The organism is Actinoallomurus sp. NPDC052274 (assembly GCF_040679475.1).
GTDB lineage: Bacteria > Actinomycetota > Actinomycetes > Streptosporangiales > Streptosporangiaceae > Actinoallomurus > Actinoallomurus liliacearum.
This window is the reverse complement of sequence record NZ_JBFAUT010000075.1, coordinates 1-20,988: the sequence shown is the minus strand read 5'-3', so window position 1 is coordinate 20,988 and position 20,988 is coordinate 1. Positions and strand designations below refer to the sequence as shown.

The 20,988-nt window shown below is 72.2% G+C and carries 19 protein-coding genes and 1 pseudogene; 12 read left to right on the top strand and 8 right to left on the bottom strand.

All coding sequences use genetic code 11. The features are described 5' to 3' along the window. Window positions 1-158 precede the first annotated feature (158 nt). Genes AB0K82_RS39155 through AB0K82_RS39145 form a run of 3 tightly spaced genes read left to right on the top strand, consistent with a single transcriptional unit; the run spans window position 159 to window position 2,837 of the window. Window positions 159-428: a hypothetical protein gene (locus tag AB0K82_RS39155; RefSeq protein ID WP_364407151.1), complete on the top strand. Its 270-nt coding sequence runs from the start codon at window positions 159-161 to the stop codon at window positions 426-428. Window positions 429-438: 10 nt separating this feature from the next. Further along, complete coding sequence (gene glmS / locus AB0K82_RS39150; protein ID WP_364407148.1) at window positions 439-2,241, top strand: glutamine--fructose-6-phosphate transaminase (isomerizing); 1,803 nt, start codon at window positions 439-441, stop codon at window positions 2,239-2,241. Beyond that, the gene (locus tag AB0K82_RS39145) at window positions 2,241-2,837 is read left to right on the top strand and encodes a LysE family translocator (protein ID WP_364407145.1); all 597 of its coding nucleotides are present in this window, start codon (window positions 2,241-2,243) and stop codon (window positions 2,835-2,837) included. The genes glmS and AB0K82_RS39145 overlap by 1 nt, the downstream gene beginning before the upstream one ends. Before the next feature lie 19 nt (window positions 2,838-2,856). On the opposite strand, the pseudogene rho reads toward AB0K82_RS39145, so the two are convergent. Then, window positions 2,857-3,966: pseudogene (rho, locus tag AB0K82_RS39140) on the bottom strand (transcription termination factor Rho); the annotation flags it as partial. Between the two features lie 406 nt (window positions 3,967-4,372). Between rho and AB0K82_RS39135 the strand changes: the two are divergent. Then, window positions 4,373-5,620 carry a histidine kinase gene (locus AB0K82_RS39135; RefSeq protein WP_364407142.1) on the top strand — a complete coding sequence of 416 codons (1,248 nt, stop codon included), beginning with the start codon at window positions 4,373-4,375 and terminating at the stop codon, window positions 5,618-5,620. Beyond that, window positions 5,617-6,264 carry a response regulator transcription factor gene (locus AB0K82_RS39130; protein WP_364407140.1) on the top strand — a complete coding sequence of 216 codons (648 nt, stop codon included), beginning with the start codon at window positions 5,617-5,619 and terminating at the stop codon, window positions 6,262-6,264. Before AB0K82_RS39135 ends, AB0K82_RS39130 begins: the two co-directional genes overlap by 4 nt. 59 nt (window positions 6,265-6,323) lie before the next feature. Here the strand turns inward: AB0K82_RS39130 and AB0K82_RS39125 are convergent, their stop codons facing one another. Together AB0K82_RS39125 and AB0K82_RS39120 are read right to left on the bottom strand one after the other, a co-directional pair. Beyond that, on the bottom strand, window positions 6,324-6,968 hold the full coding sequence (locus AB0K82_RS39125) for a lysophospholipid acyltransferase family protein (RefSeq protein WP_364407137.1): 645 nt from the start codon (window positions 6,966-6,968) through the stop codon (window positions 6,324-6,326). Window positions 6,969-7,184: 216 nt separating this feature from the next. Further along, window positions 7,185-8,549, bottom strand: coding sequence for an MFS transporter (locus tag AB0K82_RS39120; protein ID WP_364407134.1), 1,365 nt, complete (start codon window positions 8,547-8,549; stop codon window positions 7,185-7,187). 77 nt (window positions 8,550-8,626) lie between these two features. On the opposite strand from AB0K82_RS39120, the gene AB0K82_RS39115 reads away from it, so the two are divergent. Both AB0K82_RS39115 and AB0K82_RS39110 read left to right on the top strand, forming a co-directional pair. Then, entirely contained in the window at window positions 8,627-9,154 is a 528-nt protein-coding gene (locus tag AB0K82_RS39115; protein WP_364407131.1) for a helix-turn-helix domain-containing protein, read from the top strand. A 345-nt stretch (window positions 9,155-9,499) separates the two neighbouring features. After that, window positions 9,500-10,441 carry a DUF5996 family protein gene (locus tag AB0K82_RS39110; RefSeq protein WP_364407210.1) on the top strand — a complete coding sequence of 314 codons (942 nt, stop codon included), beginning with the start codon at window positions 9,500-9,502 and terminating at the stop codon, window positions 10,439-10,441. Window positions 10,442-10,636: 195 nt separating this feature from the next. Here the strand turns inward: AB0K82_RS39110 and AB0K82_RS39105 are convergent, their stop codons facing one another. Both AB0K82_RS39105 and AB0K82_RS39100 read right to left on the bottom strand, forming a co-directional pair. After that, the gene (locus AB0K82_RS39105) at window positions 10,637-11,332 is read right to left on the bottom strand and encodes a maleylpyruvate isomerase N-terminal domain-containing protein (RefSeq protein ID WP_364407128.1); all 696 of its coding nucleotides are present in this window, start codon (window positions 11,330-11,332) and stop codon (window positions 10,637-10,639) included. Window positions 11,333-11,675: 343 nt separating this feature from the next. Beyond that, window positions 11,676-12,086 (bottom strand): plectin, encoded by a 411-nt coding sequence (locus AB0K82_RS39100; RefSeq protein WP_364407125.1) that lies wholly within the window; start codon window positions 12,084-12,086, stop codon window positions 11,676-11,678. 113 nt (window positions 12,087-12,199) lie between these two features. Here AB0K82_RS39100 and AB0K82_RS39095 point away from each other — a divergent pair, with 113 nt between their 5' ends. The 3 genes from AB0K82_RS39095 (at window position 12,200) to AB0K82_RS39085 (ending at window position 14,318) form a co-directional block, all read left to right on the top strand. Then, window positions 12,200-12,739, top strand: a complete 540-nt coding sequence (locus AB0K82_RS39095) for a TetR/AcrR family transcriptional regulator (RefSeq protein WP_364407123.1) — start codon at window positions 12,200-12,202, stop codon at window positions 12,737-12,739. Window positions 12,740-12,982: 243 nt separating this feature from the next. Then, window positions 12,983-13,849 (top strand): oxygenase MpaB family protein, encoded by an 867-nt coding sequence (locus AB0K82_RS39090; RefSeq protein ID WP_364407120.1) that lies wholly within the window; start codon window positions 12,983-12,985, stop codon window positions 13,847-13,849. Window positions 13,850-14,114: 265 nt separating this feature from the next. Beyond that, the gene (locus tag AB0K82_RS39085; RefSeq protein WP_364407208.1) at window positions 14,115-14,318 is read left to right on the top strand and encodes a DUF5999 family protein; all 204 of its coding nucleotides are present in this window, start codon (window positions 14,115-14,117) and stop codon (window positions 14,316-14,318) included. 51 nt (window positions 14,319-14,369) lie between these two features. On the opposite strand, the gene AB0K82_RS39080 is transcribed toward AB0K82_RS39085, so the two are convergent. Beyond that, entirely contained in the window at window positions 14,370-14,972 is a 603-nt protein-coding gene (locus tag AB0K82_RS39080; protein ID WP_364407117.1) for an alpha/beta family hydrolase, read from the bottom strand. A 125-nt stretch (window positions 14,973-15,097) separates the two neighbouring features. Between AB0K82_RS39080 and AB0K82_RS39075 the strand changes: the two genes are divergently transcribed. Together AB0K82_RS39075 and AB0K82_RS39070 are read left to right on the top strand one after the other, a co-directional pair. Continuing rightward, entirely contained in the window at window positions 15,098-16,225 is a 1,128-nt protein-coding gene (locus AB0K82_RS39075) for a VIT1/CCC1 family protein (protein ID WP_364407114.1), read from the top strand. A 43-nt stretch (window positions 16,226-16,268) separates the two neighbouring features. Continuing rightward, a complete protein-coding gene (locus AB0K82_RS39070) occupies window positions 16,269-16,697 on the top strand; it encodes a PPOX class F420-dependent oxidoreductase (protein ID WP_364407111.1) in 429 nt (142 codons plus the stop codon). A gap of 100 nt (window positions 16,698-16,797) precedes the next feature. On the opposite strand, the gene AB0K82_RS39065 is transcribed toward AB0K82_RS39070, so the two are convergent. Together AB0K82_RS39065 and AB0K82_RS39060 are read right to left on the bottom strand one after the other, a co-directional pair. Next, window positions 16,798-17,925, bottom strand: coding sequence for a tetratricopeptide repeat protein (locus AB0K82_RS39065; RefSeq protein ID WP_364407108.1), 1,128 nt, complete (start codon window positions 17,923-17,925; stop codon window positions 16,798-16,800). A 493-nt stretch (window positions 17,926-18,418) separates the two neighbouring features. Beyond that, complete coding sequence (locus AB0K82_RS39060) at window positions 18,419-19,876, bottom strand: serine hydrolase domain-containing protein (RefSeq protein ID WP_364407105.1); 1,458 nt, start codon at window positions 19,874-19,876, stop codon at window positions 18,419-18,421. Window positions 19,877-20,988: the final 1,112 nt, after the last annotated feature.

The following is a 20,988-nucleotide window of genomic DNA, read 5'->3' as shown; positions in this document are numbered from 1 at the left end:
GACGATAGCCAAATCTGTAACGAACGGTCAAGAAAAGCCCGGCCGACGCGTTACGGGACACTCACGATCACCCACCGCCAGACTCATCGCGGTGATCCTGCCCGATTCCGGGCAGGATTCTTGCTTTTGTCGTGCGAAGACCGGCAGCATCGACGCTCGTGTCCGGACACCCCCATGACGAGCTCGTCGCCCACCTCAGCCGTACGTCGCCGCTGAGTCCCGGCGAGGCGGCGCGCGTCGTCGCCGACGTGCTCGCCTACTTCGCCGAGCCGGCCGAGGACTTCGTCCGCCGGCGGCACGCCGAGCTGAAGGCGCGCGGGCTGACCAATGACCGGATCTTCGAACGCATCGCCGCGGAGCTGCCGTCGCGGCGGGTCGCTCCCCCGGAGCTCTCGCTGCGCCAGCTTCGCCGCATCGTCTACGGATGAAGGAGACCTGATGTGCGGAATCGTGGCCTACGTCGGCCCGCGGGACGCCGTCCCGATCCTGACCGAGGGGCTGGCCCGCCTGGAGTACCGGGGCTACGACTCGGCGGGCCTGGCCGTCCTCGGCCGCGCGGGTGACCTGCGCGTCCGCAAGGCCAAGGTGCGCGTCGGCGAGCTGGCGGCCGAGCTGCCCACCCGGTTCAAGGGCGCGCCGGGCATCGGGCACACGCGCTGGGCCACCCACGGCGAGCCGAGCGACGCGAACGCCCATCCCCACGTCGCCGGGCCGATCGCCGTCGTGCACAACGGCATCATCGAGAACGCCGACGAGCTGCGCGCCGAGCTGGTCGCCGACGGCGTCGCCCTCTCCTCCGAGACCGACAGCGAGGTGCTCCCCCACCTGATCGCCCGGTCCGGCGAGGCGGAACTCGAGGACGCCGTGCGGGAGGCGCTGTCGCGGGTCGTCGGGACGTACGGCATCGCCGTCGTGGACGCGCGCCATCCCAGAGTGCTGGTCGTCGCCCGCAACGGCAGCCCGGTCGTGCTCGGCATCGGGGAGAAGGAGATGTTCGCCGCCTCGGACGTCGCCGCGCTCGTGCGCTACACACGGCAGGTCGTGCACCTGGACGACGGTGAGCTGGCGACCGTACGGGCCGATGGGTTCCGTACCTCGACGCTGGACCGGCGCGCGACGCGCAAGGAACCGTCCCTCATCGAGGCCGAGGAGGCCGCCTACGACGCCGAGGGCTACACGCACTTCATGCGCAAGGAGATCCACGAGCAGCCGGCCGCGGTCGAGCGCGCGCTGCGCGGCCGGCTGGACCTGCGCTTTCACACCGCGCACCTGGGCGGCCTGAACCTGGACCCGCGCGAGGCGCGGGAGATCCGCCGGGTGAAGATCCTCGGCTGCGGCTCGGCGTACTACGCCGGGCAGGTCGGGGCCCAGCTCATCGAGGAGCTCGCCCGCATTCCGGCCGACGCCGAGCCCGCCTCGGAGTTCCGCTACCGCAACCCGGTCGTCGAGGCGGACACCCTGTACGTCGCGGTGAGCCAGTCCGGCGAGACGTACGACACCCTCGCCGCCGTGCAGGAGCTGAGGCGCAAGGGCGGCCGGGTGCTCGGTGTCGTGAACGCCGTCGGCAGCGCGATCGCCCGCGAGTGCGACGGCGGGGTCTACCTGCACGCCGGCCCGGAGATCGCCGTGGCGTCGACCAAGGCGTACACCTCGACGGCGGTGGTGTTCGCGCTGCTCGCCCTGCACCTGGGCCGCATCCACGACCTGTCCCCGGCCGACGGGCGCCGGATCGCCGAGGGCCTGCGGGCGCTGCCCGCGCAGATCGAGAAGATCCTCGACCAGGAGGACCGGATCGCCGAGCTCGCGCGGGAGTTCGCGGCGTACCGGAGCATGCTGTTCGTCGGGCGGGTGCGCGGCTGGCCGGTCGCCCGGGAGGGCGCGCAGAAGCTCAAGGAGGTCTCCTACGTGCACGCCGAGGCGTACCCGGCCAGCGAGCTGAAGCACGGCCCGCTCGCGCTGGTCAGCCCGGAGCTGCCCGCCGTGGCCGTCGTCCCGGACGACGAGCTGCTGGACAAGAACCTGTCGACGCTCGGCGAGATCCGTGCCCGGCGCGGCCGCGTCCTGACGGTCGGGCACCGCGAGCTCGGCGAGGACGCGATCGTCGTCCCCAAGAACGAACCCGAGCTCGACCCGATCCTGCTGCCGATCCCCCTGCAGCTCCTTGCCTACCACGCCGCCGTGGCGCTGGGCCACGACGTCGACAAGCCCCGCAACCTCGCCAAGAGCGTGACGGTGGAGTGATGGCGCTGCTGACGTTCGCCGGGGTCGCGGCACTGCTCACGCTCGTCCCCGGCCCGGACTCGCTCCTCGTGCTGCGCACCGCGATCGCCCAGGGCCGCCGAGCGGCGCTGGTCGCCGCGCTCGGCATCCAGGTCGGCTGTCTGTGGTGGGGCGCCGCGGCCGGCCTCGGCCTGACCGCCGTGCTCGCGGCCTCGCACACGCTGTACACCGTGCTGCGCTGGGCGGGCGCCGCCTACCTGCTGTACCTGGGCGTGCGGCTGCTGATCCGCGGGGAGGAGACGGGTGAGGCGGCCGGCCCGTCCGGCCGGAACCGGTTCCTCATGGGTCTGCTGACCAACGCGCTCAACCCGAAGGTCGGGGTCTTCTACCTGTCGCTGCTGCCGCAGTTCGTGCCGGCGGGCGCGCCGGTGCTGCCGTGGAGCATCCTGCTGACGGGCGTGCACGTCACCGAGGGGCTCCTCTGGTGCGCCCTGCTGGCCGTGCTGGCGGACCGGCTGGGAGGGCTGCTGCGGCGGCCCGCCGTGGCGAGTGTGCTCGACCGGGTCGCCGGCACGGCGTTCCTCGGGTTCGCGTTGCGGCTGGCCCTGCGCCCGTGACGCTCCGCCGTCCGGTCCCTCAGCGCGACGTGGTGAGGACGATCCGGCTCAGTTCGGCGTTGGAGGCCGTGTCGCGCAGCCTGCCGATGAGGAGCTCGGCGGCCTCCTGCGGGCCGAGCGCGTGCAGGACCCGGCGCAGCCGGCCGGTGACCTCGAGTTCCGCCGGCGACAGCAGCAGGTCGTCGCGGCGGGTGCTGGAACCGGTGACCTCGACGGCGGGGAAGATGCGCTTGTCGGCCAGCTCGCGGCTGAGCCGCAACTCCATGTTGCCGGTCCCCTTGAACTCCTCGAAGAAGACGTCGTCCATCCGGGAGCCCGTCTCGACCAGCACGGACGCGAGGATGGTCAGCGAGCCGCCCTCCTCGATGTTGCGGGCGGCGCCGAGGAACCGGCGCGGCGGGTGGATCGCCGTCGTCGCCACGCCGCCGGCGAGGATCCGGCTGCCCGGCGACGCGCCGAGGTTGTACGCCCGCCCGAGTCGGGTGATCGAGTCGAGGATGACGACGACGTCCTGCCCGAGTTCGACGAGCCGCTTGGCGCGCTCGATCGCGAGTTCGGCGACGGCGACGTGCTCGGCGGCGGGCCGGTCGAACGTCGAGTGGACGACCTCGGCGTCGACGGATCGCCGCATGTCGGTGACCTCTTCGGGCCGCTCGTCCACGAGCACGACCATCAGGTGGCATTCGGGATGGTTGCCGCGAATGGCGGTGGCGAGGGATTTCAGCATCATCGTCTTGCCGGCTTTCGGCGGCGCGACGATGAGCCCGCGCTGGCCTTTTCCGATCGGCGCGATCAGGTCCACGACTCGGCCGGCCAGGTTCTTTCCGTCGGTCTCCAGACGCAGGCGTTCCCGGGGATGGAGCGGCGTCAGGTCCGCGAATCGCGGCCGCGCCGCGGCGTTCTCCGGCGGCAGCCCGTTCACGGTGTCGACGCGGACGAGCGCCTGGAACTTCTGCCGCCTGTCGTCCGGCCGCGGGCGGCGGGCCGCGCCTTCGATCCGGTCGCCGGGACGCAGTCCGAGCTTGTTGACCTGCGCGAGGGACAGGTACGCGTCGGCCGGCCCGGGCAGGTAGCCGGAGGCCCGAACGAACGCGTGCTTGTCGCCGACGTCCAGGACGCCGGAGACGGGCGTCGCCGGGTTCTCCCGGGAATCGGGCGCGCGGGGCGGGGTGCTGGTGGGTTCGAGGGTGATGGTCATGGAAATCCTTCCGGAAATGCGGCGCCGTCACCGATGACAGCGCGCGGAGAATGGGCGGCACGACGGGCCGCCGGAGATGACGCGCACGGCGGAACGGTGCGCGAAACGACGAGAGTCCTGCTGAGAGGTGGAACGTCGCCTGCCGGAGAACTCAACGGCGGCGGGCGGGAAAGGACCCTGTGGAAAGAACGCCTTTTCCGATCGGGCGAAAATCCCGGCGTCGTGCCCAAGATATAGCACAGGGACGCCCGGCGCACCAGCGGTGGATTCTCCGGCCGCCGGAACCTCGCTCCTCCGGGGGAGGTGCGGCGGGCCGCCCCTCTGCGAGGATCTCAGCGTGAAGTCCCTGGTCCGCCCCCTCATCAGCGTGACGACGTACCGCCGCTGGACGTTCCTCCTGGGCGGCACGGCGATCCTGGTGCCGTACCTCCTGATCTACGTCGCGCTGCTTCAGATCATGGGCAGCGCGGGGCGACTGCCCGCCGGCCAGGTGCTGCAGTCGCTGGCCATGCTGCTCGCCTACGTCGCCGTCTCCAGCGCGGTGGCCTTCATCCCCGCCGTGCGGATTCTGTCCCGGACCGCCGCCGAGACGCTGCTGGGCGTACGGCTGCCCGCGGAGACCGCGGAGGGGATGCGCTCGTGGCGGTCCCGCCGGCGTACCGCCGCGTGGTGGGTCCTGCACATCGGCGTCGGCGGCGGCACCGGGCTGGCCGCCGTGTTCGCCCTGCCGTTCGCCCTGGTCCTGCTGCAGAAGGCGTTCGGCGGCGAGAACGCCCTCCGTGAGCTGTTCGGCGGCTCTTCCGTGCTGCTCACCACGGCGTACGTGCTCCTGGCGCTCGTCGTGCTGCCCCTGGTCGTCTGGCTGGGGGCGGGCGTCGGAGCGCTGCTGGCCCGGTTGGCGCCTGCGCTGCTCGGCCCGTCACCGGCGGACCGCCTCATACAGCTCGAACGCCAGGCGGAACAGCTCATCGAGCGCAACCGGCTGGCGCGGGAACTGCACGACTCCATCGGGCACGCGCTGACCGTCACCACTCTTCAGGCCGGCGCGGCGGTCCGCCTGCTCGACGCGGACCCGGAGTTCGCCCGCCGAGCGCTGTCGGCGATCGAGGAGACCGGGCGGACGACGCTGGAGGACCTCGACCACGTCCTCGGCCTGCTGCGCGAGGACCCCGGCGCTCGCACCCCGCAGCGTACGCTCGCCGACGTGGCCGGGCTGTTCGAGCAGACCCGGTCCGCCGGCGCCGAGGTGCGCGCCGAGGTCGGCCCGACCGACGGCATCCCGGCCGTGGTGTCCCGGGAGGCGTACCGCATCCTGCAGGAGGCGCTCACCAACGTCCTCCGGCACGCCGGTAAGGTCCCTGTCGACGTGCGACTCGGGGTGTGCGCCGACCGGCTCGAACTCGAGGTGACGAACCCTCTCGGCTCCGTCGCCGCGCCACGGGTGGGCGGCGGCAGCGGCCTGCGCGGCGTCCGAGAGCGCGTCACCCTCCTCGGCGGGCGCTCGAGCGCCGGCCTCGACGGCTCGCGCTGGCGCGTGCACGTCGCCATCCCGGTCGTCCCCACTCTGGAGCTCGAACGACGGTGACCGACATCCTCATCGCGGACGACGAGCCGCTGATCCGTACCGGCCTGCGCGCCATCATCGACGCCGAACCGGACTTCACGGTCGTCGGCGAGGCCGCCGACGGCGCCGAAGTGCTGCCGATGGTCCGCGCGCTGCGCCCCGACGTGGTCCTGATGGACGTCCGCATGCCCGCCGTCGACGGCATCCAGGCGACCCGCACCATCCTCGGCGCGGTCCCCGAGCCGCCGCGGATCCTGGTCATCACGACGTTCGAGAACGACGACTACGTGTACGAGGCGCTGCGCGCCGGCGCGAGCGGCTTCCTGCTCAAGCGGGCCCGCCCGCCGGAGATCCTGCAGGCGATCCGCACCGTCGCGCTCAGCGACTCACTGCTGTTCCCGGCGGCGATCCGGGAACTGGCCGCCCGGCACGGCGCGGGCCGCCCGACCGACCGGGTGCGGCGGGCGCGGCTCACCGAGCGCGAGGAGCAGGTCCTCACCCTGATGGCCCGGGGCCTGTCGAACGCGGAGATCGCCGCGGACCTCGTCGTGAGCGTGGAGACCGTGAAGACCCACGTGGGCAACCTGCTGGCCAAGCTCGGAGCCCGGGACCGCACCCAGGCGGTGATCACGGCGTACGAGTCGGGGTTCGTCCGGCCCGCGTAGCCCGCCGCACCGTTCAACCGTGTGGGGCGCGGAACTGTTCCCGGCTCCCGGCGGGTCCGTCAGCGGTTCTTGACGGAGGCGGCGTAGACGTCGACGTACTCCTGGCCGGACAGTTTCTGGATCGCCGCGATGATCTCGTCGGTGACGGCGCGCGGGTCGGCGTCCTCGCCGAACCGCATCGGCTCGCCGAACCGCACCTCCACCCGCATGATCTTCTTCGGCAGCTTGTGCCCCATGGGCTGGACCTTGTCGGTGCCGATCAGCGCGCACGGCACCACCGGCGCGCCCGATGCGAGGGCCAGCCGGGCCACGCCGGTCTTGCCCCGGTAGAGCCGGCCGTCCGGAGAACGGGTGCCCTCCGGGTAGATGCCGAACAGCCGGCCCTGTCCGAGCACGCGCAGCGCCGTGTCGAGGGCGTCGGCCGCCTCGGAGCCGCCGCGGCGGTCGACCGGGATCGTGCCGACCCCTCGGAAGAAGGCCGCGATGAGCCGCCCCTTGAGCCCGGTACCGATGAAGTACTCCTCCTTGCCGATGAAGACGACCTTGCGCGGCGCCATCAGCGGCAGGAACAGCGAGTCGCAGAAGGAGAGGTGGTTGGACGCGAGGATCGCGGCGCCGTCCGGAACCGTGCCGGTCACCTTCGGCCGGAAGACGATCCTCAGGAGCGGCCCGAGCAAGACGTGCTTGAGGAGCGAGAAGAACACGGCCACCCTTCCACTGGCGAGTGCCCGACAGTCTGGCGTCTCCTGCCCGGTACGTCGTTGCGTACGGGTCACAAGAAACGCGCCACGCTTCTTGTACCGCGCCATCACTTGACGTACACATGCCCGCGCCTTGGGATTCGCCACCGCGAGGGTGGGCATCGCGGCGCCTCGGCCCTGCGCCCTCCTTCGTCGGAGGACCGACCCGAGGCACCGCGCTCATCGGCCGCGGCGCACGGCGAGGGCGGCCAGCGCGCCGGCGAGGGCGATCGCGGCGCAGACGGCCAGGGCGACGTCGGCGCCCCGGGTCGGGCTCGGCCCGGACGTGGCCATGGCGACCACGACCGCGACCCCGATCGAGGCGCCGATGTAGCGGGCCGTGTTGTTCGCGCCCGACCCCATGGCCGTACGGGACGGCGGCACGCTCTCGACGGCCATCCGGGCGAGCGCCGCGTTCAACAGGCCGCTGCCCGCCCCGCTGACCACCAGGCCGGGGACGAGCCGCCACCATCCCCAGTCGGCGGACAGGCCGATCAGGGCGAGGTCCCCGAGCGCGCACAGCACGAGGCCGGCCGCGATGAGGTGACGGCCCTCGGCGGACAGGCGTCGGACCTGGAGGGAGACGGCGAACGCGACGCCGGACCACAGCGTCAGCACGGCGCCCGCGAGGAGTGGCGGCGCACCGAGCACGCGGCCCACCACCGTGGGCAGGTAGCTCATCAGCCCGATCACCGCGACGCCCGTGACGAACGCCCCGCCGGTGGCGACCGCGAAGTCCGCCCGGCGCAGCAGCCGCAGGTCGAGCAGCGGCTCGCGGCTCCGCGACTCCACGACCACGAACGCCGCCAGAAGGGCCACGGCCGCGGCGAACAGTCCGAGCACCTCCGCCCTGGCCCATCCCCCGCGCCCCAGGGTGATCGCGCCGAGCAGCGCGGCGACTCCCGGGCCCAGTGTCAGGACGCCGGCGGCATCGGCCCTGCGCCGCGCCTCGGCCCGGGACTCCCGCAGCGCGGCGCCGGCCGCGGCGGCCAGGGCGACGGACGCGACCGCCGCGGCGGCGTACCACGCCCGCCAGCCGGCGAGTTCGGCCAGCCCGGCGGAGGCCTCGGGCCCGAGCGCGATCCCCAGGCCGAGCATCGCGCCCCACATCCCGGTCGCGCGGGCGCGCTCCGGTCCGGCCGGGAAGGCGTGGCCGATGAGCCCCAGCCCGGCCGCCAGCAGGGCGGCGGTCGCTCCGCCCTGGAGCAGCCGGCCGACGACGAAGGCCGTGGTCGTCGGGGCGAGCGCGCACACGACGCTGGAGGCCGCCAGCGTGCCGGCCCCGGCGACGAAGACCCGCTTGCGCCCGTGGTCGTCGGCGAGGCCGCCCACGGCCAGCAGCAGCACGGCGGTGCCGAGCGCGATCCCGCCGAGAATCCAGGTCTGCCCCGCCGTTCCCGCGTTCAGGTCACGCGCCATGGCGGCGAGCGTGGAGAAGGTCGCGTTGTAGTTCATCAGCGCGAGCATCGTCGCGGCGGAGACGACGGCGAGCGTTCGCCCCTCCCGGACGTGTCCGCCGACCGGCACGGTCGTCTGCACGGTCATCACCTCGGTTCATTCATTGAACTAACGACCGGCGAACTGTAACACGTCGGTTCGTTGAATGAACTAACCTGGACCCCATGGCACTCGGCAAGGACTACGAGGCACAGGACTGCGCGCTCGCCCGCGCCCTCGAACTGCTCGGCGAGCGGTGGACGCTGCTCATCGTCCGGGACGCCTTCTACGGCGTGCGCCGCTACGGCGACTTCCTCGCCCATCTGGACATCCCGCGGGCGGTGCTGGCGACGCGTCTGCAGGCCCTGGTGGACGCCGGGGTGCTCACCCGGCGGCCGTACCAGGAGTCACCGCGACGTCACGAGTACGTGCTCACCGAACGCGGCCGCGACCTCTGGCCCGCGCTGAACGCGCTCGGCCACTGGGGCGGGGAGCATCTGTCGCCGTTCGGTCCGAGCCGGCTCTACACCCATCTCACCTGTGGCACGCGCGTCGACCGGACGGGCACCTGCCCGGCGTGCGGGCGATTCGCCCCGCCCGAGGAGCTTGAGGTGCGTCCCGGCCCGGCCGCCGACCGGCCGCACCGGGACGACGCGGTCTCACGAGCGCTCCGGCGGCCGCACCGGCTGCTGGAGCCGCTGCTCGCCGAGTGAACCAGCGGACCGGAGCCGTCACTGGGGGGTACGGCCCGGATGCACGCAGCCGGATGCGCAGGTGACGCCGGTATCGCCGGCCGGCCGCCGCGCGGTGACCGCCCCCGGTCGCCTCCCTGGCCGTCGACGGAGGCATGGCCGGTTCGCGCCTACGCCCTAGGCCACTTCGTAACTCGTCGTGAACTCGCCGATCAGAGGGTATCCACTGCTCGACGTACCAGTCCGCCCGGCGTGTCCGCGGCGGAGCCTTGACAAGGCGGCGGTGACACACCAACAACGTGCCCGGCGACACAGTCGGCGATCGTAGCGCAGCTGACTAATATGACTGCTTTGGAAGTGATTCACATGGAGCTGTTTCCCGCCATGCCGTTGGCCGACTGGCAGGAGACGAAAGCAACGCTTCACCGGTTCGCCCAGGTCGTGGGCAAGATACGACTCGCATCGAGCGCCCGGCGCAACCATTGGTGGCACGCACCGTTTCATCTCACCGGACGCGGCCTGACGACCCGGCCGATGGGGATGATCGACGGAAACCCGATCTTCACGATCGACTTCGATTTCATCGCACATGAGCTGATCGTCTCGACGGCGGACGGCAGGACCGCGTCATTTTCGCTTCACGACAAGTCGGTGGCGCTCTTCTATCGCGAGGTGATGCGAGCGCTGACGGCGCTGGACGTCCACGTCGACGTGAACATCCCCCGGCCGTTCGACCTCCCCGACTCCGACCGGCCGTTCGCCGAGGACATCCAGCACACCGCCTACGACCCATCGATGGTGACGCGCTACTGGCAGGTGCTCAGCCAGGTGAATCTGGTCCTGGAGGAGTTCGCCGCGGGATATTCGGGCAAGGTCAGCCCGGTACACCACTTCTGGCATACCTTCGACATCGCCCATACGCGCTTCTCCGGCCGGGTGATCGACCAGCCTGCCGACGTCGACCCGGTGACCCGTGAGGCCTATTCCCAAGAGGTGATCAGTTTCGGCTTCTGGTTCGGAGACGACTCGTTCCCCGCACCGGCCTTCTACTCCTACACGGCGCCCGAGCCCGAAGGTCTGCACACCGAACCCCTCCAGCCGGCCACAGCGCGATGGATCGCACAGCGAGGCAGCCACTTGGCCGTCCTGCCTTACGACGACGCACGAGCGGAACCCGATCCACGCGCGACGGTGCTCGCCTTCTACGAAAGCGCGTATCAGGCCGGTGCCCGACGCGCCGGCTGGGACATCGGCCGGCTGGCCTGCCCTGGCGGCATCACCGACCCTCAGCGGAAGGGGCGCGCGTGACCATCGGTGGGCGCACGGCCGGGAACGAAGCGGAGTTCGCCCCAATGTAGCGCCGTCCGGCGTCAACACCGCTTGTGGGCAGTGTGCCCGCACCATGCCCGCGGCCATCTCGATCAGAGATGACAGTCATCGTCGGTCATCGATTTCCGAGAGGAACGGCGAGTACAGGACCGCTGTCGCAGGCATCACGAGGGGTCACTCGGGGTGCCAGTCCGGCGACCGCCCGGACGCGCGCAGCACGGCCTCCCACTCGTCGCCCCGGCCCGGCACCGGCAGGTGCGGGACCCCGGTGCGCCAGGCGTCCGCGATCACGTCGGGACGACTGGGCCGGTGGTCCTTGTCGAGCGCGCGGGCCAGGTCCCAGGCGTGCAGGTGCCATTCGACGCACACCGCACCGGCGTAGTCGCCCGCGGTCAGCTTCGTGCCGCGGTAGGAGAGGTACGGCTCGTCCCACACGTCGAGCAGCCGGTCGGAGTACGCCTCCGCCGAGACGGCGAACGCGACGATGTGGTCCCGGCCCGGGGCGGGCGGCAGCACGGCCAGTTCGGCGGCGTTCTGCCGGGACAGCTGACGCATCATCAGCGCCGCCGGGGCGTCCTGGGCGAACAGGCGGGACAGCCTGCTGTTCGGCGCGTCGTTGAGGTACTCGTGGAAGTTCTCCGCGACGCAGCGCAGGTGACCGGCCAGGTCGATGGCCTCCCACTCCTTGCACGGCGTGGGCACGGACCAGTCGGAGAAGTGCGCGGCAAGCTCGCAGATGGCGATGACGCCTTCCCGGCATGCGCCGAGAAGGTCTCGCCGATCAGGCGGCGTGCGCTCCAACTGATCCCCCCGGACAGAGCACTTCCTGCTGGCCGCGTCGCCGTGGCCGGGACGGCCGCTGTTGCCCACGACGACACCTGAGTCGGTAGAGTCTCAAAGTTCATCGGCCCGTGCCACTCCGACCGGGCCGTGTTCACGCTGGTGGGGCACTGCCTTGTACCCGTTGGACGAAATCCAGCGGCGATTTCATGGACAAGTGGCGACGGCACGAGCCAATCGGACCGAGGGTCAAGGTCCCCTATCGGTCAGGTCACCCGGACGTGCCCCATGGCGGCGCGAGTCTTCGCGCGGCGACCGGTCCGCCCCCGTACCGGTCGGGCCGGGCCCGTGTTTCCGTCGACGCGGTGCCCCGGCGACCGCGCCCGGTGTCCGGGCGCGGCGCGAAGCCGGTCACGCGTGGTGGTGCGACGCCTCAGACGTGGGCGGGCGAGGTCGTGCGCACGGCCAGCTTGTGCGCCTCCCGCAGCGTGCGCAGCCGGTCGACCTCGAGGACGTACGGACGGACGCTCGCCTTGGCCCGTGCCTTGCGGGCGGCGATCTGCGCGGCGCGGCGCTGCTTGGCGTCGCCGTGCTCGTACACCTTCGGGCCCATCGCCACGCGCTCGGCCGCCTCCGCGGCGAGGAGCGCGGCGTACAGCGCGCGGTCGTAGGCGACCGCCAGCGGGCGCAGCTGGTCGAGCGGACGGCCCTCGACCTGAGCGGCGTGGAACTCCCGCTCCGCGTCCTGCGCGGCGGCGAGCCGGTCGCGCAGCTCGCCGGCGAGCTCCTTGTCCGCGGCGTGGTGCTCAGCGACCTCCGGGCTCACCTTGCGACCCAGGACCATGGCGGCTCCCCTTCTCCTCGATGCTCTACGAGCCAAGGTTAGAGGGTACGGCACCGTGACACGCAGCCGGGATGCTCTTCCGGGCGACCGCCTTTACGCAGTAAGGTGCGATCATGTCGCAGCGGGAACCGCTCACGCGCGAGCGCATCATCGAGACCGCGCTCCACCTCATCGACGGTCAGGGCCTGGGCCGGCTGACCATGCGCCGCCTCGGCGACTCGCTGCAGGTCGAGGCGATGGCGATCTACCACCACCTCCCGCACGGCAAGGAGCAGCTGCTCGAGCAGCTCATCGCCCACGTCGCGGCGCTGCCGGTGCCGCCCGGCGCCGGCGACCCCCGCGAGCGGCTGCGCGCCTGGGCCCACGCCTACCGGGACCGGCTGCTCGAGCACGTCGGCGTGATGCCCCTCATCGTCACCCGCCGCAATCCGGGAGCGCTCACGGCGACCACGCTCTCCGTACGGGAACTGCTGCGCGCGGCCGGCCTGCCCGAGGCGGAGGCGGCCGTCGGGGCGCACGTCCTGCTCGGCTACCTGCTCGGCACGGTCGCCCTGGAGGCCCGTGAGCAGGCCACCGGGACGACGCCGGACGACGTGGACCAGGACGGACGGTTCACCGCGGGCCTCGACCGCGTCCTCACCGGCTTGTTCTGAGAACCGGACGGCGCACCGCCGGAGTCTCACCGCAGGCCTTCTCCGTCCGGGCCCTCCCACCCACGCGGGTCCTTCACGCGGCGGCCTTCCAGGCCGCGGGTCTCCCACATCCCGGTTCTTCCGCGCCGGGTAACCCACGCCACAGCCGGTTCCCCGGTCGCGGCCCTTGCCGTGGGGGCGGCCGTCTCCCGTACGATCATGGAGTCCGAATCCGGTAATCACCCCCTTATACGGAGATTCGGGATGGCCCGCTATACCCGTCTACGGCAGCTCCAGGCCCTCGACCCCGAGCGCGACTACCAGGACATCTATCGGATCAGCGCCGAGTACGAGTTCCCGTGGGACCTCCAGCGGTCCCTGGAACTGGCGCTCTTCCGTACGTACGCGGTCCCGTCGATCGGCGGACTGCTCGACCGGACCGGGGAGTTCGCCCGGCGCGGGCAGAAGCGCTACGACGACACCGTTGTCCTGCTGTACGAGATGACACAGGACGGCGGCCTGGACGCCGAACGCGGCCGTGCCGCCATCCGCCGCATGAACCGCATGCACGGCCGGTACTCGATCACCAATGACGACTTCCTGTACGTCCTGTCGACGTTCGTGGTCATCCCGGTCCGCTGGATGGCGGAGTACGGCTGGCGGCCGTACAGCAGGCACGAGGTACGGGCGACGGTCAACACGTTCCGCCACATCGGCCGGCTCATGGGACTCAAGGAGATTCCGGCGACCTACGAGGAGTTCGCCGAGTTCCTCGACCGGTACGAGCGCAAGAACTACGCCTACACCCCCGAGAACCATCGCGTGGCGGAGGCGACGATCGCCATCTTCGAGGGCTGGTTCCCGCGGTTCCTGCGCCCCCTCGCCCGCAAAGGCGTCCTCGCGCTGACCGACGCGCCGCTGCGCCAGGCGCTCGGCCTGCCGCGCGCACCGCGGATCATGGAGATCGGCGCGCGCCGGGCCCTCAAGGCGCGGGCGCTCGCCGTACGGCTGCTGCCCCCGCGCCCGTCGTCCCGGCCGAAGAAGCCGTACACCCGCTCGTACCCCGACGGTTACTCCCTCCGGGACGTCGGCCCCGAATGGGTGAACGACCTCGGCCGCCGGACCGCCTGAGGCCGCCCCACGTCGGCCGCGACGTGGGGACCGTGGTCACGGGGACAGATCGTTGTCTGTACTGAGAGTTGTTCTTTGGCCGATTTGGATGCGGGTACGGACCGATAAGCCGTAAAGTGATCTCTGTCACGAGGAGTCACTGGGGCCTTCGGAAAACCGCCCGTCCGGGCCATATCGGCGCGCGGGCGAACCGCAGCACACTCGAAGACGTCTTAGTGACATGAGGCAACCGCACCTACGAGTAGTCGAGACCGGAGGCACGCAGATGTGCCCGCACGAGCCGCCATGCCCCTCGGCGACCGCACCCGACCGTGAGGCCGCTCGCACCATCACCTGCCACCCCGAGCAGGGATGGAGTCTGCTCTGCAACGGGGTCGTGCTGTTCGAGGACACCGGCGAACTGCTCCCTGACGGGGGGATCATCGCACCGCACCGCCCGACCGACGTTCCGGCTCACACGGCGGCGTGACGCGTTTCTCTTCGGGGGACCAGTCCGAAATGACCATCGCCCCGGGGGTCATCAGCGCGAGCCGGTGCTCCACCGGCGCAGCCACTCCCCCACCACCGCCCCCACCGCGGCGGGCCTCCTGGCCAGATCGTGCCGTTCTCCCGGCAGGGCCTGAACACAGGTGGCGTCCGCGGGGTCCGGGACGCCGAACGGATCACGGTCGCCGTTGACGACCACGACCTCCACGCCCGCGGCTCTCAGCTCGTCCGCGCGCGAACGTTCGGGTCTTCCGGGTGGGTGCAGCGGAAACGCCAGCGCGATCACTCCGCGCGCGCCGGCCTTCAGCGCCGTGCGGCAGGCGACCCGCGCCCCGTTGCTCCGCCCGCACTGAATCAGCGGCACGTCGGGGAACCTCTCCCGGAGCGCGGCGATCACCGTGAGCCAGGCCTCGTCCTGCCGGGGAGCGGAACCGGGCGCCCGCCGTCCCGCACGGCGGAACGGCTGCAGCACGCGCGCCACGGCCCCACCGAGCGCGAGCGCCTCCTCGCGGACGGCCAGCAGGTCAGGAGCGTCGACCCCGCCGTTCGACCCGTGGGTAAGAACCAGAAGGAACGCCGGATCCGCCGGCTCGTCCAGGGTCACCTCGGCCGGCCCCTGCGGGGTCGCGATGTCCATGCGAGAACCGTACTCCGCGGCCGACCGGCCCCCGTCACGGAGGGTGTCGCTCGACGGACTCGAGGAATGACTTTTCGGTCGCGGCAGGTTGTGATTATGGATACGAGACGGTTGTGAGGAGCACCATGAGGAACGCCGCCGATCGGCAGAAGGTCAAACGCTGGCAGGAGCTCCTCGCCAGCGAGCGGGACGCCGCGGCGTTGTACTCCAGCCTCGCGGTCGCCGAGGACGGCGAACGGCGCGAGATCCTGGAGGAGCTGGCCAGCGTCGAGCTCAAGCACGCCGCGCACTGGGAGGGGAAGCTGCGCGCGGCCGGGGCGGAGGTGCCCCCACCGGGACCGCCCAGCATGCGCACCCGGATGCTCGCGACGGCGGCGCGGCGGCTCTCCCCGCGCGCGGTCCTGCCGATGATCGAGCGCGCCGAACGCTCGGACGCGGGGATCTACGACCGCGACCCGGACGCCGCCCCGGGGATGGCCGACGACGAGCGCGGTCACGCGCGCGTGCTCGCCAAGCTCATCGACGGCGGCAAGCCCGACCCGCGCGTGCAGATCTCGCGCCGGGAGGGCTGGCACCGTACGGACCGCTCGGGGGCGCTGCGGGCCGGCGTGTTCGGGGTGAGCGACGGCCTGGTGTCGAACACCGCCCTGGTCATGGGCTTCGCGGGATCCGGATCGTCCCGTACCGCGATCCTGCTGGCGGGGATCGCCGGACTGCTGGCCGGCGCGTTCTCCATGGCGGCCGGGGAGTACGTCTCCATGTCCAGCCAACGGGAGATGTTCGAGCGGGAGCTCGCACTGGAGGCCCAGGAGCTGGAGGAGACCCCGGAGGAGGAGCACGCGGAGCTGGTGCTGCTCTACCGCGCCAAGGGTCTGGACCGCGCCGACGCCGAGCGCCTCGCCGACCGGATCATGAGCGACAAGAAGGTCGCGCTCGACACGCTCGCGCGGGAGGAGCTCGGCCTGGACCCGGACGAGCTGGGCTCTCCGTGGAGCGCGGCGGGCTCCAGCCTGCTCGCCTTCGCGCTGGGCGCGTTCGTCGTGGTCCTGCCCTACCTGATCACCGGCGGCGCCGTCGCGCTGCTGACCGCGATCGGGCTCGCGATCCTGGCGCTGTTCGGCGTCGGCGCGGGGATCGGCGTGCTGAACGGGCGGCCGGCCGTACGCTCGGGCCTTCGCCAGGTCGTCGTCGGCGGGGTCGCCGCCGGGGTGACGTTCCTGGTGGGCCACCTGATCGGCACCTCCGTGTCCTGATCCCGGCGCGCGTGGCGGTGCGCCGCTCGGGAAGAATCGGATCATGGCCGAGACCATGAGCGAAGAAGAGTGGCACGACTTCGTGTCGACCGGCACCCGTACCGGCAAGGCGGCCGTCGTGAAGGAGGACGGCACCCCGCACGTCACACCGATCTGGTTCCTTCTGGACGGGAACGACCTGGTCTTCACGACGGCGGCTTCGGGGATCAAGGGCAAGGCGCTGCGCCGTGACCCCCGGATCTCGTTCTGCGTCGACGACGAGACCCCGCCGTACTCCTTCGTCTCGCTGTGGGGCGAGGCGTCCCTGTCGGACGATCCCGACGAACTGCTCCGCTGGGCGACCGCGCTCGGCCGCCGCTACATGGGCGACGACCGCGCCGAGGCGTACGGCGCCCGCAACGCGGTGCCCGGCGAGCTCCTCGTCCGGGTCCGGATCACCAAGGCCATCGCCCAGCGCGACATCGCCGACTGACGTCGGCGCGCGACCGCGGCCCGACGGCGACGCGCGCCCGAGCCGAGTGCCGCCGACGTGGCGGAATGCTACGCGCGGAGCCTCGGTCAGTCGGCCTCGGTCAGTCGGCGTCGGGCCAGCCCGGCGGCAGGACGGGGACATCGGAGCCCAGGGCCTGGCGGAGGCGCTCGGCGAAACTGTCCTGCAGCGCGCGGCCCCACGGATAGGCGGCCGGCACCCGTACGGTGTCCCCGAGCACGTCGTGGACCTCGGCGGGCAGGCCGTCCGGGCCGTGGACGTAGCGGGCGGCGATCAGGGCGTACATGTGGTCGAGCGCGCCGAACACCTCGCCGGTGAGCATGGGCAGCGTGCCGGCGCGCAGGGCGGCCTCCACCTCGCCCTCCCACCAGGCGTCCTCCCCGTCGGCGGCGAACGTACGGCGCAGCCGGGCCCGTACGTGCTCGCCGAGGGCCGGATCGTCGAGGCCGCGCCGCCAGATCTCCTGGGCGGCGTCGTCCCGGCCGCGCAGCGGAAGCGTCCGGGCGAGCAGTTCGATGGCGAGCGGGACGACCTCCGGGTCGGCGTCCTCGCCCGGCGTCACGCTGCCGAAGGCGTGGATCGCCTGCTCCAGGTGGGCGATGCCCAGGCTGACCGCGAGCCGGGCGTGCGCCTGCGGGTCGCGGCCCCGGTCGACGAGGTCCAGCGCGCCGGCGAGGACCCGCTGGGCGCGCGCGGGCTCGCCCCAGTCGATCAGGCGTAGCGCCAGGTCGTGGGCTGCGACGGGGGCGTACTCCTCGTCGCCGGTGGCGATGGCCAGCTCCCACCACTCGGACGCCTGCCGTGCGTCGCCCTCCTCGTCGGCGATCTGGGCGAGCGCGAGGTACGCGGGCGGCAGGTAGGCGCGGTTGCCGAAGTCGACGACGGCGCGCCAGGCGTCACGGGCCTGATCGCGCTCGCCGGCCCGCTGCCAGGACAGCGCGAGGTGGTACGCGGCGCGCGGGCCGTACTCCGGGTCCCGGGTCGCGATCGCGAGCCGATCGGCCTCCCGGGCGCCCTCGTCGTCGCCGCGCCCCTCCAGCACCACCGCCAGACCCAGCGCCGCCTGCGCCCGCTCGGCCGTGCCGCCGGTCTCCAGCACCCGGCGGAACAGCTCCGCGGCGCGGTCCAGATCACCGCTCTCGGCGTGGTTGCGGGCCTCCTCCAGGGAGGTCGACGGGTCGGCCGTCGCCTCGTCGGGCGTCGTGCTCATCGGTCCCTCCGATCGCACGACGGCCCGTCGGCCGGGAACCTTGGTGATGCCTCGTCGCTCGCACTCATCTCCGTGCCTTGGGGGTAGGCGCTGGCCGTGTGGGGACGAGCCTAACCGGGCGGGGGCCGCTCCGTCCCGTCTCACCGCCGGTGTCGGCCACTCGGGCGGCGGCGGACGGGGAGGCGAACCGAACGCTCGGCGATCACGGGCACAATCAGGACGAATCGCCTCACGTCGCCCGCGCGTCCGACCCTTACCCGAGCGGCCCGTCCCCCCATCGCCCCTCGCGGTCACGCTCGGCACAGCCCACAGGTCCCGCCTCAGCCCACGCGGGTCACAGTCCGCCCAGCCCACAGGTCCCCCATCGACCCTCGCGGCCGCGCTCCGCCCAGCCCACAGGTTTCCCATCGACCCTCACCGCTCACCGCCTGCTCAGCCGACAGGTTCCGCGTCGATCCTCACGGTCGCGCTGCGCCAGACCGCAGGTCCCGTGTCAGTCCGCGCGGGTCACGTTCAGCGTCTGGATCTTGGGCGGGTTCTGCGGGTTCAGCCGGATCTCGCAGCGCAGCGGTCCGCGAGCGCCGCGGACCTCCCACACGACGTGGGCCGGCGACTCCGACCGGATCGTCTCCTCCGGTGCGGCCGGATCGAGCAGCGGGCCCACCTCGCCGACCAGGCGCTCGATCTCGGTCCGGCGATGCGCCAGGTCCAGATCGAGGTCGACGTTGTCGGCGAACCACTCGCCGGCCACGGCGGGGTCCCACCCCCGAAGGAGCCCCTCCACGGCGGCCCGTGCCCGGGCCGTCTCGGGCCAGAGCGCCTCGGGAGCCTGCGGGTCGGCCAGGTCCGTGAGGACGGCGCGCAGGGCGGCCGCCGCCGCTACGCGACCCGTGGAGTACCTGGCGTTGGTCAGCACGATGACGCCCAGGCCCGTACGGGGATGCCAGCGCATGTGCGACCCGAACCCCGGGTACCCGCCGCTGTGCGCGACGACCGTCCCCCAGACCGGGTCCTGCTGGATCATCAGGCCGTGGCCGTAGCCCACGGTGACGGGCATCGACCCGTCGGCCGGGTCCCCCGCGGGCCGGGGTGGCAGCACGGCCCGCTGGACCTGCTGCATGTCCCGGCGCGACGCCCGGCGCAGCGGCCCGTCGTCCAGGCCGTCGCGGGCGGGGAAGGCGTCGGCGAGCCAGTGCACCCACCGCCCGAGGTCGTCGACCGTGCTGAACAGCCCGCCGATGGCGGAGAAGACACCGGGGCCGGAGAACGCCTCCGGATGCCAGCGCCCGTCGAGCCGTGAATGACCCATCGCGACGCCGCTCGCCGCCGCGACCGACGCGTCGAACCCGGTCGCCGTCATCCCGAGCGGGCGAATGAGCCGCTGGTCCACGAACTCCTGGTACGGCGTGCCGGAGGCGGCCTCGATGACCTGGCCGAGGACGGCGTAGCCCAGGTTGGAGTACTCGAAACCGGTGCCCGGAACGCCGATGAAGCGGACACCGTCCGTCAGCAGGCGCCGGAACGCCTCCCGGCTCATCGACTCCTGACGATCGGCCCACGGGTCGTCGGTGGGCAGGCCGCCCGACATGGACAGCAGCATCCCCACCGTCATCTGCGGGGAGTCGGTCGTCGGGAGCCGCACCGCGCCGAACTCGGGGACGTAGCCGCTGACCGGATCGTCGAGGCGCACCGCTCCCTCGTCGACAAGGATCATGACCGAGGCGGCGGTGAAGCTCTTGGTCATCGACGCGATGCGGAAGGCCGTCGCCGCGTCCGGGCGGGGACCGCCCAGGCGGGCCACGCCGTGCCCGGCCGCGTGGACGAGACCTGCCCGGTCGACGATCCCGTACGCGAGCCCCGGTGCCTCACCGTCGTCCACGAGCGCGCGGAACAGCGAGTCGACCTCATCGAGTGCCCCGCTTCTCGCCGTCCGATGCTCCGCCGCCGTCATCCGCCCACTCCCTACCTCGACCGACGTGTTCGTCGGCAAGGACATCTACCACGCGACCACCTCGCCCCCTCCGCCGCCCCCGGGGGTCCCCGAAGCGAGGACCAGGGAGAACAAGGAACCTTGCCGTCGGTGTGGCCGGTCCATGTCCGGCGTTCCGGACTTGGATCGGCCACACCGACGGCACCATGGCAACGACGACGGCGAGCCGGTACATCCCTGGGAGCATGGATCATCGGCTCGGCCACGCACGCCCGACGTACGGGGGCCGGCGGCGCGGCGGCGTGAACGGACATTCGGTCGGCCCTGGCGCTGCGCGGGCGGAACTCTCGGTGAACGCCGTCGCAGCCGCCCGATTCACCGAAGTTTCGCCCGGTTCACGGGACGCGACGGACGGCCTTCACCGAGCTTTTCGTACGCTCACCGCCGAGTCAGCAGAGAGGGCCCGCCGCCGGTGGACGCCTTCCGGCGAGACGATTCGACTCGAATGTGGACACCGCCCGGCGGAGGCGGACTCGCAGGACCGTGACGGCCGATGCCACCTCGACGCAGGAGCCATGCCCCAACGTCGCACACCGATCCGTCGCCGACGACGAGGCGGCCAGCGAGTTGTGAGGCCCGGTCCTCGGCTGCTCACCCTCGGGGCCAAGTGGACGCGGAGAACGTCCACGATCACCGCGCCCGGGCGTCCCGACGGTGGACCGCTGTGGCCGTGGCAGGCGGGCGCCCGAATGCCGGACGGTCAGCGCGGCGCGCGCAGAAATCTCGGTGAACACCATCACAAGCCGCCCGCGTTGTTCGACTTAACTCGGTTTATGAGGCGGTTCGTGCGGCGTTCGCCGAGACTTTCGCGCACGCCTGGGATTGAAGCCGCTCGACCTGCCGAAAAGGTGATCGAGAGCCCGCTGATCGGCCCACGCCGTGCTTGAGCGCCGCCGTCGCCGATTCGTCGCCGGCCACGAGCCGGCCGGCGAGTCGTGAGTCCCGGTCCCCGGACGCCCGCCCTCGGGCCAGGTGATCGCGGACCACGTCCGCGATCACCACGTCCCGGCGGTCCAGCGGTGGACCGCTGCGGCCGTGATGAGCCGGCCGACGTCGTCGGGGGGGAGGTGGTC

Coding starts and splice junctions, on each gene's coding strand:
- glmS (WP_364407148.1), top strand. CDS start 439: ATGTGCGGAATCGTGGCCTACGTCGGCCCGCGGGACGCCGTCCCGATC.
- AB0K82_RS39145 (WP_364407145.1), top strand. CDS start 2,241: ATGGCGCTGCTGACGTTCGCCGGGGTCGCGGCACTGCTCACGCTCGTC.
- AB0K82_RS39120 (WP_364407134.1), bottom strand. CDS start 8,549: ATGACCGTGCAGACGACCGTGCCGGTCGGCGGACACGTCCGGGAGGGG.
- AB0K82_RS39115 (WP_364407131.1), top strand. CDS start 8,627: ATGGCACTCGGCAAGGACTACGAGGCACAGGACTGCGCGCTCGCCCGC.
- AB0K82_RS39110 (WP_364407210.1), top strand. CDS start 9,500: ATGGAGCTGTTTCCCGCCATGCCGTTGGCCGACTGGCAGGAGACGAAA.
- AB0K82_RS39100 (WP_364407125.1), bottom strand. CDS start 12,086: ATGGTCCTGGGTCGCAAGGTGAGCCCGGAGGTCGCTGAGCACCACGCC.
- AB0K82_RS39095 (WP_364407123.1), top strand. CDS start 12,200: ATGTCGCAGCGGGAACCGCTCACGCGCGAGCGCATCATCGAGACCGCG.
- AB0K82_RS39090 (WP_364407120.1), top strand. CDS start 12,983: ATGGCCCGCTATACCCGTCTACGGCAGCTCCAGGCCCTCGACCCCGAG.
- AB0K82_RS39085 (WP_364407208.1), top strand. CDS start 14,115: ATGTGCCCGCACGAGCCGCCATGCCCCTCGGCGACCGCACCCGACCGT.
- AB0K82_RS39080 (WP_364407117.1), bottom strand. CDS start 14,972: ATGGACATCGCGACCCCGCAGGGGCCGGCCGAGGTGACCCTGGACGAG.
- AB0K82_RS39075 (WP_364407114.1), top strand. CDS start 15,098: ATGAGGAACGCCGCCGATCGGCAGAAGGTCAAACGCTGGCAGGAGCTC.
- AB0K82_RS39070 (WP_364407111.1), top strand. CDS start 16,269: ATGGCCGAGACCATGAGCGAAGAAGAGTGGCACGACTTCGTGTCGACC.
- AB0K82_RS39065 (WP_364407108.1), bottom strand. CDS start 17,925: ATGAGCACGACGCCCGACGAGGCGACGGCCGACCCGTCGACCTCCCTG.
- AB0K82_RS39060 (WP_364407105.1), bottom strand. CDS start 19,876: ATGACGGCGGCGGAGCATCGGACGGCGAGAAGCGGGGCACTCGATGAG.